The sequence below is a fragment of the Proteiniborus sp. DW1 genome, from assembly GCF_900095305.1.
Classification (GTDB): Bacteria; Bacillota; Clostridia; order Tissierellales; family Proteiniboraceae; genus Proteiniborus.
In genome coordinates this window covers 41,785-54,824 of sequence record NZ_FMDO01000042.1, presented here as the reverse complement: position 1 = coordinate 54,824, position 13,040 = coordinate 41,785, and the positions used below count along the sequence as shown (strand labels likewise).

General features: G+C 31.5%; 13 protein-coding genes and 1 pseudogene. All 14 read left to right on the top strand.

Annotation, left to right across the window (positions count from 1 at the left end; all coding sequences use genetic code 11):
- Nucleotides 1-4 precede the first annotated feature (4 nt).
- Entirely contained in the window at nucleotides 5-211 is a 207-nt protein-coding gene (locus DW1_RS10855; RefSeq protein WP_074350647.1) for a lichenicidin A2 family type 2 lantibiotic, read from the top strand.
- Between the two features lie 18 nt (nucleotides 212-229).
- Nucleotides 230-418, top strand: coding sequence for a mersacidin family lantibiotic (locus tag DW1_RS10850; RefSeq protein WP_074350646.1), 189 nt, complete (start codon nucleotides 230-232; stop codon nucleotides 416-418).
- Between the two features lie 132 nt (nucleotides 419-550).
- Entirely contained in the window at nucleotides 551-1,279 is a 729-nt protein-coding gene (locus DW1_RS10845) for a flavodoxin family protein (protein WP_074350645.1), read from the top strand.
- On the top strand, nucleotides 1,276-3,414 hold the full coding sequence (locus DW1_RS10840) for a peptidase domain-containing ABC transporter (protein ID WP_074350644.1): 2,139 nt from the start codon (nucleotides 1,276-1,278) through the stop codon (nucleotides 3,412-3,414). The genes DW1_RS10845 and DW1_RS10840 overlap by 4 nt, the downstream gene beginning before the upstream one ends.
- 314 nt (nucleotides 3,415-3,728) lie before the next feature.
- Nucleotides 3,729-4,246: pseudogene (locus tag DW1_RS15190) on the top strand (hypothetical protein).
- Between the two features lie 416 nt (nucleotides 4,247-4,662).
- Complete coding sequence (locus DW1_RS10825) at nucleotides 4,663-5,046, top strand: NusG domain II-containing protein (protein ID WP_074350641.1); 384 nt, start codon at nucleotides 4,663-4,665, stop codon at nucleotides 5,044-5,046.
- A 15-nt stretch (nucleotides 5,047-5,061) separates the two neighbouring features.
- The gene (locus tag DW1_RS10820; protein ID WP_074350640.1) at nucleotides 5,062-5,571 is read left to right on the top strand and encodes a Gx transporter family protein; all 510 of its coding nucleotides are present in this window, start codon (nucleotides 5,062-5,064) and stop codon (nucleotides 5,569-5,571) included.
- A 21-nt stretch (nucleotides 5,572-5,592) separates the two neighbouring features.
- The gene (locus DW1_RS10815) at nucleotides 5,593-5,844 is read left to right on the top strand and encodes a DUF4321 domain-containing protein (RefSeq protein ID WP_074350639.1); all 252 of its coding nucleotides are present in this window, start codon (nucleotides 5,593-5,595) and stop codon (nucleotides 5,842-5,844) included.
- 8 nt (nucleotides 5,845-5,852) lie between these two features.
- Nucleotides 5,853-6,431: a nucleoside triphosphate pyrophosphatase gene (locus DW1_RS10810; protein WP_074350638.1), complete on the top strand. Its 579-nt coding sequence runs from the start codon at nucleotides 5,853-5,855 to the stop codon at nucleotides 6,429-6,431.
- Nucleotides 6,432-6,451: 20 nt separating this feature from the next.
- Nucleotides 6,452-7,147 (top strand): RadC family protein, encoded by a 696-nt coding sequence (gene radC, locus DW1_RS10805; protein ID WP_074350637.1) that lies wholly within the window; start codon nucleotides 6,452-6,454, stop codon nucleotides 7,145-7,147.
- A gap of 28 nt (nucleotides 7,148-7,175) precedes the next feature.
- Entirely contained in the window at nucleotides 7,176-8,210 is a 1,035-nt protein-coding gene (locus DW1_RS10800) for a rod shape-determining protein (RefSeq protein WP_074350636.1), read from the top strand.
- Nucleotides 8,211-8,222: 12 nt separating this feature from the next.
- Nucleotides 8,223-9,062, top strand: coding sequence for a rod shape-determining protein MreC (gene mreC, locus DW1_RS10795; protein WP_074350635.1), 840 nt, complete (start codon nucleotides 8,223-8,225; stop codon nucleotides 9,060-9,062).
- Nucleotides 9,063-9,080: 18 nt separating this feature from the next.
- A complete protein-coding gene (gene mreD / locus DW1_RS10790; protein ID WP_200800513.1) occupies nucleotides 9,081-9,581 on the top strand; it encodes a rod shape-determining protein MreD in 501 nt (166 codons plus the stop codon).
- Between the two features lie 13 nt (nucleotides 9,582-9,594).
- Nucleotides 9,595-12,954 (top strand): penicillin-binding transpeptidase domain-containing protein, encoded by a 3,360-nt coding sequence (locus DW1_RS10785; protein WP_074350633.1) that lies wholly within the window; start codon nucleotides 9,595-9,597, stop codon nucleotides 12,952-12,954.
- The last annotated feature ends 86 nt before the right edge of the window (nucleotides 12,955-13,040 follow it).

The window sequence follows — 13,040 nt, the reverse complement described above, 5'->3', positions numbered from 1 at the left end:
TATTATGAAAAATACTTATTGCATATATGACGAAAAGTTAGTAGGAAAAGCATTTGAAGAATTGTCACTTGAAGAAATGGCTGCATCTCAAGGTGGTGCAAATCCACTAACATCTTCAGTACCTTGTCTAAAAACTGTTACTATAAGCAGCGGATGGTGCAGCGCAGGTGTTGTTGTTAGTACAATTGTGTATTCTGTAATGAAATGCTAACGAAAGGATGGTGTTATTATGAAAGATAGATTCTCGATTGAATATGATCCTAATTTCGTTGGCAAAGCATTTGAAGAACTAACACTTGAAGAAATGGCTTTGTCACAAGGATGTGGTGATGTCGTTCCTATGTCAGGACCACCATGTTTCCTTATAACAGCAGGTAGTGCATTACTAATAACGTTCTGGGTTTGCGAAAATAATTAGTTAAAAAAACAACCTGCACTGCACCTAGGATACCAACAACAATAATATATATCAAATATGTGTTTTTATCAACCTTAAAATTATTAATGTAATTTGAATCTAAAACAGTGAAGCTTAGAAGTGAGGTGGATTATGAAGAAGATTATAGCCTGTATTGGTAGTAGAAGAGGTATAGAATCCAATACTTATAAATTTACAAAGAGTGTATTGGATTTTGTATCAGCTAATTATGATTCAGCATATGAAATTATTAAACCAGAAGATTTTACAATTGATGAGTGCGAAGGGTGCCAAATCTGCTTTAAAGAAGGCTATTGCATTAAGGATGATGATATGAAAGTTATTGGGGATAAGTTATTAGAAGCTGATTTTATAGTTTTAGCAAGCCCTGTCTATGTTCATAATATATCCAGTGATTTAAAGAAATTGATAGACCGTCTAGGTTACTGGACACATTTATTAAAGTTCGCTGGCAAAGGTAGTGCAGTATTGTCTACCAACATGTCAAATGGGCATAATACAGCTTTAAATTACTTAGAGATGGTTCTGACATCGTTAGGCAGTCAAGTAGTAACTAAATATAATGCGTCTTCACATTATCCAGATCAGCTTTATGATCATAAGTGGCTGAAGGCTGCATCTAATATCATCGGGTATTCTATTATTGACTGTTTAGAACAAGGTGTTAAATTTACGGCGAAACTTGATTCCTTATTTATTACACTAAAAGAAATGATGTTAAAGTATAAGGAACACAATATTAATTATGGTGAATGGTTTTATTGGGAGAAAATGGGATACCTTGATTGTGAAAATTTTCAAGAACTATTAGAGTTGCATAACAGGAGTGTTTGCAAATGAGAAAAATAGATGTAATAGAACAAATGGAGCATAGTGAATGCGGTATGGTGTGTGTAGCTATGATACTCAATTATTTTGGTAATAGCATAACCATGAGTGAGCTTCGAGAAAAATATGGTATCCCTAATGGGGGTCTAAATTTACTTCAAATGTCTATGGTATTAGAAGATTTTGGGCTAAAAAGTAAGGGGGTGAGGATTAATGATGTGAGAGCTTTAGAAAATTCTCATACTCCTTTTATTGCATTTTGGAAAGGAAATCACTTTGTTATAATTGAAAAAATCAAAGAAACTATTACAATAGTCGATCCTTCTAGTGGAAGAAGAAAAATTTCATACAATGAATTCATCGAATCATTTAGTGGTGTAGCATTACTTGTGTTAAGTAAGCTAGAGAAAAAAGTCCGTAATAAGAGTAAAAAATACTCGTTTTTTATAGATGAATTGAGGAAAAATAAAGCTTATATTTTATTAGTTATTATCCTATCTATTACTTTGCAAGGAATTGCAATAGGTATTCCTAAAATGATAGCAAAGTTAACGGATTATATTTTAATTGAGAAAGCTACGAATACTAATCCATTTATTTTACAATTTTTTATCATGACTATTTTATATTATCTAATGAGTATATTTCGTACAATTATAGTAGTTAAAGTACAAACCTTAATGGATATAAGCATGTTAAGTAAAACTATTGATCATTTGCTGAAGGTACCAATACAGTTCTATACAAGTAGAAGTAAAGGTGAATTACTATTTAGGATAAATTCCAATTCATATATTAGACAAATACTCAGTGAAAAAGTTGTAAGTGTTAGCATTGATCTTATTTTTACTATCATCTATATCGTGGCACTCCTTAGAATAAATATCAAATTGACAGGAATAGTATCTTTAGTTGGCCTTTTTATTTTTATGCTATCTATGTTATATACTAGGGCTCTTAGGTCTATTCAGCAAAATCAGATTATCTATTCAACAAAAACACAAAACATAGTTACAGAACTAGTTAATAATATCGATACTTTGAAGGCATTTGGTGTAGAAAGCCATGTATTGGAGAAATGGAAGAATAGCTTTTTATCACAAATGAAATTTGAAGAAAAGAAAGCTAAGTATACAGGATTTATCGGTAGTCTACCAATAACTATACAGATGATGTTTCCTGCTTTAATGTTTTTAATAGGAGGAGTTTATATAGGAAAAGGAGAACTTACTATTGGTAATTTAATAGCTTTCAATACCTTGGGAGGGTTATTTTTATCGCCTATATTGTCTTTAGCAGGCTCTTATTCAGATATTGAAATTGTGAAGATATACTTTAATAAGCTATTTGATATATTATCTACTAGGGAACAAAAAAATGGAATTATGGAAATAGATAAAATTGAAGGAGATATAAGAATAGAGAATCTGTATTTTCAATACAACAAATTGTCGCCTTATGTCTTATATGATATAAACATAGATATAAAAAAGGGGCAAAAAGTAGCCATAGTCGGGGAAAGTGGATCTGGGAAAAGTACTTTACTTAAGCTTTTGTGTAGATTATATGATCCAACACAAGGAACTATTAAACTCGACAACATACCTATAGAAAACTTTAGGAATGAGGATTTCTATAGAAACATAGGTGTAGTACTTCAACAACCTCAATTATTTAATGAGAGCATAAAAGAAAATATATTATTGCACAGGACAATTTCCGAAGAAAGATTACTAGAAGTAATTAATGAATTAAATATTGATAAGATTGTAGAAGAGTTACCTATTGGAATAGAAACAATTTTGTCTGAAGATGGTATCAACTTTTCTGGAGGACAGCGTCAAAGAATTACTTTAGCTAGAGCCATTGTGCATAATCCAAGCCTACTCTTTTTAGATGAACCTACTAGCTCATTAGATAACAAGGCTGAAAAGGAATTCATGGACTTATTATTGAAGTTAAATTCTACATCTATTGTTATTGCTCATAGATTTTACAATATTGAGGCTTTTGATAAAATAGTTGTTATGAGTAAAGGACGAATAGTAGATGTAGGGCATCATAATGAGCTAATAGAGAATTGCGCATATTATCAAGAATTATACTTAAGAGACAAAAAAACAGAAAAGCAGCATGCAATTTCATAGACTATTATTAAGAAAATATCACAACTGAACTAATAAACTCATTATTAGTTCAGTTGTGATATGTGTTTTTAGCATGATCTTAAAAGCTATGAGTCATACATGTTTATTGGAAAATACGTTTTTGGTGACAACTGGATTTTTATATCTCCCATTGAGTTCACTTGTATCAATTAAGATTGGGTTTATTGAGACAGATGGATATAAAATTATAAAATTAACTTGTTGTGCTAGTAAAACTTACTAATAAAAAACTCCAGCAATTATGTTAACCTATCATTGATAACCACCACGAAATCATGATAGGAGGATAACATATGCCAGAGCCATATAAATATTCTATCAAAGAAATAGAAAATTTAAAGGATTTTTTCTTGGTAACCTATGTAATTATTGATGACTTATACCAAGAAATTACTCCAGAATACATTAAGTTCCGTAAAAATGCTGAGTATTCAATTTTATCTGATAGCGAAATCATTACCATTAGTATTGTGGGCGAATTGCTATCTATAGATTTTGAAAAAGCTTGGTTTAACTTTTGTAATAGGAGGAAAAAGAAATAGACTTAATATCTATGAAAAGAAATAAAAGTAAAACTCAATTTCCAAAGTCCTTTAGACAGTTAGTTTTTAAAGCCAGAAGAAGGGTAGAAACTTCATTCTCCCAATTAACTGAACAGCTTAATGTAAAGAAAGTTAAAGCTAAGTCCCTATGGGGCTTAATAACAAGATTGCGAACTAAAATTTTAGGTCACAATATTTGCTACTTTATTAATAAATGTTTCAATAAAGATATTAGTGTAGCAAATATCAAAGAATTAATATTTAGATAAGTAATCTAGATGTGATTAATTTCAATTTCCTAAAGCAAGTCTAACTTTATGAGTTACCATATTTTTCTAGGGTGTAATTGCTCAAACATTGGAATATTTGAATTAGGAATAAAAAGTCCTTAGTATAGAGTGATATATCCAAGGGAACTTTTCAGCAGTGATTTCATTAAAATCTCACAAATGCTTGTTTTAATATTTAAATTTATAAAGAAAATTTAACAACTAAATATACTATAAGTTTAACTTTTTGGTATGTTTTTTTCGCCTTTTCTAAACAAAAATTACAACTTGTAAATCCTATATGTAAATGGTAAACTTATGATGTGATAATATGTATTTTTCATGTTTTTTAGTCTAAATTTGTATTGAAATTTTGTCGAAATATTTTTTAATTTTATTTAAAAGGAATGTATCATATGACAAAATGGGACAAGATTCTAATAATTTTGGTGTTAGTGTTAAGTCTAGTAGGGATATATTTTGTAAAAAATTATTCAACAACTACTGGTGAGAAGTATATTAGCGTACAAGTGGATGGGAAGGAGATTAAAAAGATTTCATTTGGGGCAAATATGGTGGGCAAAGCCATTGATATAAAGACAGAGTATGGCTATAACAAAATAGAAATAGGTGATGGGAAAGTAAGAGTTATTGAAGCAGATTGCCCTGATAAACTAGATGTAAAACAAGGATGGATATCAAACCAGGGTGAGATTATTGTGTGCTTACCTAACAGAATGGTAGTAGAGATAAAGTCAGAAAAAAATACAGTTAATGAAATAGATCATATTAGTTATTAGAAAAGGGTGAGAAACATGAAGAGACTCAAACAACTTATTTTTTTGTCATTATTAGTTTCCTTAGGACTTGCCCTTAGTATTATAGAATCAATGATTCCAATACCTATAATGTTACCAGGTATGAAGCTTGGATTAGCCAATATTGTTTGCCTTATTACCTTAGTATTATTTGGTTACAAGGAAGCCTTTGTAGTAGCTATATTAAGGTCACTAGTTTTTGCCTTAGCTACAGGAAGCTTTTCCGGTCTTGCCTATAGTCTTTCTGGAGCAATATTAAGTACTTTAGCAATGTCGATTATATTTAGATATTATTCGAAATACTTTAGTTTAATTGGAGTAAGTATTTTTGGAGCCATATTTCATAACATTGGACAGCTTTTAGCTGCTAGTTTAATAATGGAAAATATGAAGATTTTTTCCTATTTTCCTTTTATGACTTTATTGAGCTTATTTACAGGTTATTTTGTTGGACTAGGCTCAACATTAACATCAAAGAATATGAAAAAAATAATGAGGGAAACCTAAAACTAATATAAGGAGGTAAACATGAGACCTAAAAATAGGAATCTAGCGCTTTTTTTTGCTCTGATAATTGTAGGAGTAGTGTTAGGAGGAGTCATTGGGAACCTATTAGGTGATAAGATTCCATTACTGGCTTATAGCTATCCTATAGGATTTAAAACACCATTACACTTAGATTTAAGTGTAATAGAGCTTACATTTGGGCTAATTATTGACATAAATATTGCGAGTGCTGTTGGATTTTTATTAGCCTATTTCATGTATAAAAGATTATAGGTGAGATTATGAAAAAAATTATTTTAGCTTCTTCTTCTCCAAGGAGAAAAGAAATACTTGAAAAATATAATGTTAACTTTCAAATAATTAAAAGCCATATTGATGAAAAAATTTCTATTAAAGATGATCCATTTCAGGTAGTTATGTCACTTGCTTTTCAAAAGGCAGAAGATATATCTAAAGGGATAGATTATGATGCAATAGTGCTTGCAGCGGACACGGTTGTGTATATGGATAGGGTTATAGGAAAGCCTAAAGATGAAGGAGATGCTTACAGGATTCTTGAGAGTTTAAGTGGTAAAGAACATTTGGTAATTACAGGTATAGCAATAATAGATACAAGTTCAAAGAAAAAAATTGTAGATTATGAAATAACTAAGGTCAAATTTAGAGAATTACAGCCAGAAAAAATAAATAGTTATATAAGTACTGGAGAATTTAAGGATAAGGCTGGAGCTTATGGAATACAAGGGTATGGTGAAATTTTAGTAGATTGGATTGAAGGACCCTATTCAAATGTAGTAGGATTCCCTATTGTGAAGATTGATAAGCTCTTAGAAAAGCATTTTAGCACTAAAATTCTTTAACTATCGTTTAGGGAGGGGCTATGGAGCGAGACTTTAGTTATACCATAAAAGATTTACCTGAGGATGAAAGACCACGAGAAAAACTTTATAAATACGGACCTAAGGCATTATCAAATACAGAATTATTGGCTATACTCATTAGGACAGGTAGTAGAGAAAATACTGCCATTGAACTATCTCAAAAGCTATTAGCAGGCAAAAAAGAAGGAATTTATTTTTTAACAGATACAAGTCTACAAGAGATAATGAAAGTAAAAGGAATAGGCAAGTGCAAAGCAGCTCAAATATTAGCAGCTGTAGAGCTTGGAAAAAGAGTTATGTCAAGTGCACATAATAACAAAGCAAAAATTACTTCGCCAACTGATGTTGTAGATTTGCTAATGCTAGATATGATACATTTAAAGAAAGAGCATTTTAAAATAGTTATGCTAGACACCAAAAATCAAGTAATAGGAATCGAAGATATATCTGTGGGCAGTTTAAATTCTTCTATAGTTCATCCTAGGGAAGTATTTAAGGAAGCTATAGTAAAAAGTAGTGCCTCAATAATTCTTGTTCACAATCACCCTAGTGGTGACCCTACGCCTAGTAAAGAGGATATAGCAATAACTAGGAGATTAGCTGAAGGGGGAGATATCTTAGGTGTTAAGGTACTTGATCATATTATAATTGGTAACAATAAACATATAAGTTTAAGAGAAAAGGATATAATATAAGGCTTTAACTAGGGAGGATCAAAAGATAATGGGACTATTTAATATATTTACAAAGGATATGGGAATTGACTTAGGAACAGCAAATACTTTAGTTTTTATGAGAGGCAAAGGAATAATCATTAGAGAACCTTCTGTTGTTGCTATACAAACTAATACTAAAGAAGTATTAGCAGTAGGTGAAGAAGCTAAAAAAATGATAGGAAGGACACCAGGACATATTGTTGCTATTAGACCTCTAAGCGATGGAGTAATTGCTGACTTTGATATTACTCAAAGCATGTTAAAATATTTCATAAGAAAGGGAAATCGTAGTCGTTCACTATTTTCGCCTAGAGTAGTTGTTTGTGTGCCTTCTGGTGTTACAGAAGTTGAAAAGAGAGCTGTTGAAGAAGCAGCTATTAATGCAGGCGCTAGAGAAGCTTTTCTAATAGAGGAGCCTATGGCTGCGGCTATTGGTGCAGGACTTCCAGTTCAAGAACCAAATGGTAGTATGGTAGTAGATATTGGAGGAGGTACTACAGAAGTAGCCATCATTTCATTAGGTGGTATTGTTACTAGTAAGTCTATTAGAGTGGCAGGAGACGAGCTTGATGAGTCAATAGTTTACTATATTAAAAAAGAGTACAATTTAATGATAGGAGAAAGAACTGCTGAAGAAGTTAAAATTCAAGTAGGGTCTGCAGATTTAACTACTAATAAGGAAAGGAAAATATCTGTTAGAGGAAGAGATTTAATTTCTGGATTACCAAAGAATATTGATATTAGTTCATCAGAAATCTATGAAGCAATGAAAGAGCCAATTGCCAATATAATAGACGCTATTAAATATACCTTAGAAAAGACTCCACCTGAGTTAGCATCAGATATTATGGAGCAAGGTATAATGTTAACTGGTGGAGGAGCTTTACTAGATGGTCTAGATAGACTAATCAGAAGAGAAACGGGAATGCCTATTCATATAGCAGAAAATCCTTTAGATTGTGTTGCTATAGGTACCGGAAAGGCTTTAGAAGATATAGAAACATTAAAAAGGGTTGCAAAAAGTTCAAGAAAGTTAGGATAAGTGGTGATATAGATGACCATATTAAAAAAAATAAAGGGGAGAATGATAGTGACTATTGTTGCTATCATTCTAATTATAGTTATTGGAGTTACTGCAAGCGGTAGAGAAAAGATAACATCTATAGAGAACTTTATTGGAAATATAATAACACCTATTCAAAAGTTTTTTTACAATGGAGGAGAATCGGTAGTAGGTACTTTTAAATCTATAGGTAGTATTAGTCAGTTAAAAAATGAAAACACTAAATTGAAGGAAGAAAATGCTAAACTTAAGGAACAAGTGCGAAATTATGAAGACATTGTAAGTAAATCTGACTATCTAAGAAATGCTGCTATTATTAAGGAGAAGACAAAATATACTTTAGTTGAGGCTGAAATAATTGGAAAAGACCCAGGTAACTGGTTTGATAGATTCATAATAGATAAGGGAGCTAAAGATGGAATAAAAAAAGATGATGCAGTTATCCAAGGAATAGAGGTTGATGGTAATACTATAGTAGAAGGACTTGTAGGTAGAGTTGTTGAGGTTGGAGATAACTGGGCTAAGGTAATAGCTATAATAGATTCAGGGAGTAGCCTGAGTTTTAATGTAATTAGAACTCAAGATGGTGGAATCATGAAAGGTGATTCTGAAGGTAACATCTCAGGATATTTATTTGATACAAAGGCGGATGTCGTAAAGGGAGACAAGCTACTAACTTCAGGCCTTGGTGGCATATTTATAAAGGGACTTTACATTGGGGAAATAAGTGAGGTAACAAAGAATAGCGATGATCTTTTAGTTAATATAAAAGTAGAACCAGCAATAAACTTTAATAAACTTCAAAATGTTTTTGTTATTATAGGAAAATAGATAAAAGGGGAAAAAATGGTGAAGTACTTTATAATAGGCATATTAGTATTATTAAATTTTATATTAGAATCTACTATACTACAGCATGTTAGCATACTTGGTGTTGTACCCAATACATCCTTGATAATAATTGTATGTATTTCCATACTCTCTGGTAAAAAAACGGGGAGTATTTTAGGATTAATACTAGGTTTTTTGCAGGATATGCTCTTTTATGATGTTATAGGGGTGCATGCCTTAATTTACTTTATAATTGGCTATGTTATTGGATTAACAGAAAAAAAAGTATTTAAGGAAAATTTGTTCTTACCTTTTGTCTTTACGGCAATATCAACATTTGCTTTTCATTTGACTTGTTATGTTTTTATGTATTTTCTATCAATGAATATTGATTTGATTTTGTTTATTAAAAATGTTGTCGTATTAGAAGTGATTTATAACTCCTTACTATCTATTTTCTTTTACAAACAATTTCTAAGACTATTTCGCCCACGACAAATGACCTTTGGAAAGAAATAAGGGAGGTGAAAGGATGAAATTTTGGGAAAAGATAAAAGATAGATACAATATTCTTATTTTTCTTATTATTTTAATATGTGTTGTTTTGGCTTTTAGACTTGCAACACTCACTATTGTAGAAGGTGAGGAAATGAGGAGGATATCAAATAGCAAAAGAGTAAAACAAATATCTATAACTGCGCCTAGAGGTGAAATAAGAGACAGATACGGAAGGTTATTAGCAGGTAATAAACCTAGCTTTACAGTTCAAGTTATGAAAGATGAATTAAATATTAAGGACACTGATAAAAGGAATAATGCCATACTCAAGCTTGTTAGGATACTGGACGGTGAAGGTGTTAACTATATAGATGAGTTTCCTATAGAATTAAATGTTTTTTTATTTAATAATGAAACTATGTACATGGAAAATAGCAAGACGCCTAATGAATATGTGTTAGAATTACTTATAGATAACAATCTCATAGGAGAGCTTATAAATTCAACTATGAGAATTGATGATGCTGTAAATTCTAGAATATTTTTTACAGCAGAGAGAGCTGTAAATACTTTGGAAAACGAAGGCATTTCAATGCCTATAAAAATAAAATTAGATGATGAAGGAAATGTTATATATTATTATGATTCAAATGTAGATATAGACAAATGGCAAAAAGAGAATAACATACCGAGGGACATATCTGCAAGAGATTTACTTGTTTCAAAAATAGCAGAAAACAAAAAAAACCTCATGAAGCTAATCAATAATCCAATTGTAAGAGAGCTAACATATAAAGTATTGCAAGACCATGGATTAGCAAGTGAAATACACTTAGAACCATATAGCTTTAGCTTTGATGAAGAATATAGGGCTATAAAAAGAAGCTTAATGAAGAGCTTCGGAAATATAACAATGGATAGCCAAGCAAAAGATGATTTTGTAAACATTATTTTACAAACAAATGCTAAATATGAAGTTCTTACAGATATAAAAATTAAAGAAAGTGATAACCAAAAGGACAAAGAACAATTAATTCCAGGACAAATATTAATTGATAAACTCAATGAACATAATATCCATATTCCAGTAGATATTATTATAGAGGAAGAAGAAAGCAATGTTTCATATAAATATATTGATGACGAAGAAAAGGATAAGTTCTATAAAAGCGAGAATATAGAAGGAGAATTAACAGCTATAGAGTCCTTAGTTTATATTGCTAATAAAAACAATATTATGTCAGAGTTTATATTAGATGATAGAATTAAGGCTATTGCCCAGGAAAAGGTGCTTGGATATGTGAATCCAAGAATATCTATTGCTAATTGGGAATATGTTGCTATAAATAATAAAACAAGCTGGCTTGAACAGTATAAGGTGCCAGAAAAAAGTACTGCAATGGAAGCCTTCGAGTTTTTAGTTGATAAATATAAAATCGAAGATGGACTTAATAAGTATGAAGCCAGATCTATAATGCTGATTTTAGAACAATTAAATAAACAAGGACACAGAGCCTATCAACCAATAAACATAGCATATGGAATAAGAAATAGTACTGTAGCAAAACTAGAAGAAAATAAAATTGAGCTACTTGGTGTAGGAGTATCAATAGAGCCAGTTAGGTATTATCCTAATGGAGAAACAGCTGCTCATCTTTTAGGTTATTTAGGCAAGATATCACAAGCAAATGAAATAAAAAAATATATTGAGGAGCTGGGATATTCACCTAATGACATTATTGGGAAAACAGGTGTAGAAGATAGCTTTGAAGAATATTTAAGGGGAAGCAATGGCAGCAGGCGTGTTGAGGTAGACGTTTTAGGTAATACAATAAAGGTATTGGACGAAGTAAAGCCTATACCAGGAAACAATCTTTATTTAACAATAGATCTTGAGTTACAAAAAGTAGCAGAACAAGCATTAAAGCAAGCCGTAGAGCAGATACAAATAGGTGGAGAATTTCAAAGTGATTGGGGCAACTATAAGTTTTCCCAAGCATATAAAAATGCTACTTCTGGAGCAGTTGTTGCAACTAATGTTAAGACAGGTGAGATTCTAGCTATAGCTAATTACCCAGCATATGATCCAAATCTTTTTGTAACAGGTATTTCTGATGAAGATTGGAGAAGTTTGATGCCAGAACATGAGGAAGATCCACTAGCACCGAGGCCTCTTTATAATATTGCTTTACAAACTGCGATCCAGCCTGGCTCTATATTTAAGATGATAACAGGTTTGGCAGCACAAGAAAAAGGTATAAGTGCAAGTAAAAAAATATACGACTATGGAGTTGTAGAGATAGGTAACGGAAGATTTGGTTGTTGGTATTGGAATGATTATGGAAGATCTCATGGTTTGGTTAACTTAGCAGAAGCCATAAGAGATTCCTGTAACTATTATTTTTATAGTGTTACTATGGGCAGGAATCCGAGGACAGGAGAAGGATTAGGTGGAAAGGTAGAAATTGAGGATATTTTGAAAATTGCTAAAGAATTTGGTCTTGATGATAAAACAGGAATAGAAATAGCAGGAGAGAGAGCTGTTGGTGTTCCAGATACAAATCTAAAGACAAATAATACAAAAATTGGGCTAAGAAGATTTTTGAACACTAATATTAGAGATTTTATTAAAGAAGGAATAACATTAGATGAAAAGGAAATTGCAAAAATAGTAGATGAGATCGTAAGTTGGGCTGAGTTTGAAGAGCCTCTTAGCAAGAGAGAAGTAGTTAGAAGACTAGATAAGCTTAATATTAATGGTGAAAAGAAACTAGAAGGTAGTAGGGAGGACCTTGCTGATGTCATAAAATACACTTATTTAAACCAATCAGGTTGGAAGCAAGCAGATACCCTGAATATTTCCATAGGGCAAGGACAGAATGCTTATACTCCAATCCAAATGGTAAACTATGTAGCTACTTTAGCGAATGGTGGATACAGACATAATGTAAGTGCAATTTCCAAAGCTGAAAGCCATGACAACTCACAAACGGTTTTTGAACCTTTAAGAGAATCTAATAAAGTAAACTTAAGTAATTATAATTTTATCAATGAGGTAAATAAAGGTATGGGAATGGTTACTAGTGATGGTAGTGTTAGGGCAATTTTTAGTAATCTTCCTGTAAAAATAGCTTCAAAAACAGGAACTGCTCAGAACTCGGGAACTAACCCCGTAACAGGTGAAAAATATGATAACTATGCTTGGTTTGTTGCATATGGACCATATGAGGAAAATAATCCAGAGGCAGCTGAGATTGCAGTATCAGTAGTTATATTTCAAGGAGGTACTGGTGGATACGCTGCACCTGTCGCGAGAGAAGTGATAATGCAGTATCTTGGATACAATTACGACGAAAATAGTGAATTTACTGTGAGGAATAAATTGGCTAAGTAGAATTTTCTACTTGCCATTTATTTTTATCAAAAATAAGAAGGAATTATGCAAAATATGAAGAATAAAAAGAATAGGTGTTTACTTTT

Coding starts and splice junctions, on each gene's coding strand:
- DW1_RS10815 (WP_074350639.1), top strand. CDS start 5,593: ATGAGACCTAAAAATAGGAATCTAGCGCTTTTTTTTGCTCTGATAATT.
- DW1_RS10850 (WP_074350646.1), top strand. CDS start 230: ATGAAAGATAGATTCTCGATTGAATATGATCCTAATTTCGTTGGCAAA.
- DW1_RS10840 (WP_074350644.1), top strand. CDS start 1,276: ATGAGAAAAATAGATGTAATAGAACAAATGGAGCATAGTGAATGCGGT.
- DW1_RS10820 (WP_074350640.1), top strand. CDS start 5,062: ATGAAGAGACTCAAACAACTTATTTTTTTGTCATTATTAGTTTCCTTA.
- DW1_RS10800 (WP_074350636.1), top strand. CDS start 7,176: ATGGGACTATTTAATATATTTACAAAGGATATGGGAATTGACTTAGGA.
- radC (WP_074350637.1), top strand. CDS start 6,452: ATGGAGCGAGACTTTAGTTATACCATAAAAGATTTACCTGAGGATGAA.
- DW1_RS10825 (WP_074350641.1), top strand. CDS start 4,663: ATGACAAAATGGGACAAGATTCTAATAATTTTGGTGTTAGTGTTAAGT.
- DW1_RS10810 (WP_074350638.1), top strand. CDS start 5,853: ATGAAAAAAATTATTTTAGCTTCTTCTTCTCCAAGGAGAAAAGAAATA.
- DW1_RS10845 (WP_074350645.1), top strand. CDS start 551: ATGAAGAAGATTATAGCCTGTATTGGTAGTAGAAGAGGTATAGAATCC.
- DW1_RS10855 (WP_074350647.1), top strand. CDS start 5: ATGAAAAATACTTATTGCATATATGACGAAAAGTTAGTAGGAAAAGCA.
- mreC (WP_074350635.1), top strand. CDS start 8,223: ATGACCATATTAAAAAAAATAAAGGGGAGAATGATAGTGACTATTGTT.
- DW1_RS10785 (WP_074350633.1), top strand. CDS start 9,595: ATGAAATTTTGGGAAAAGATAAAAGATAGATACAATATTCTTATTTTT.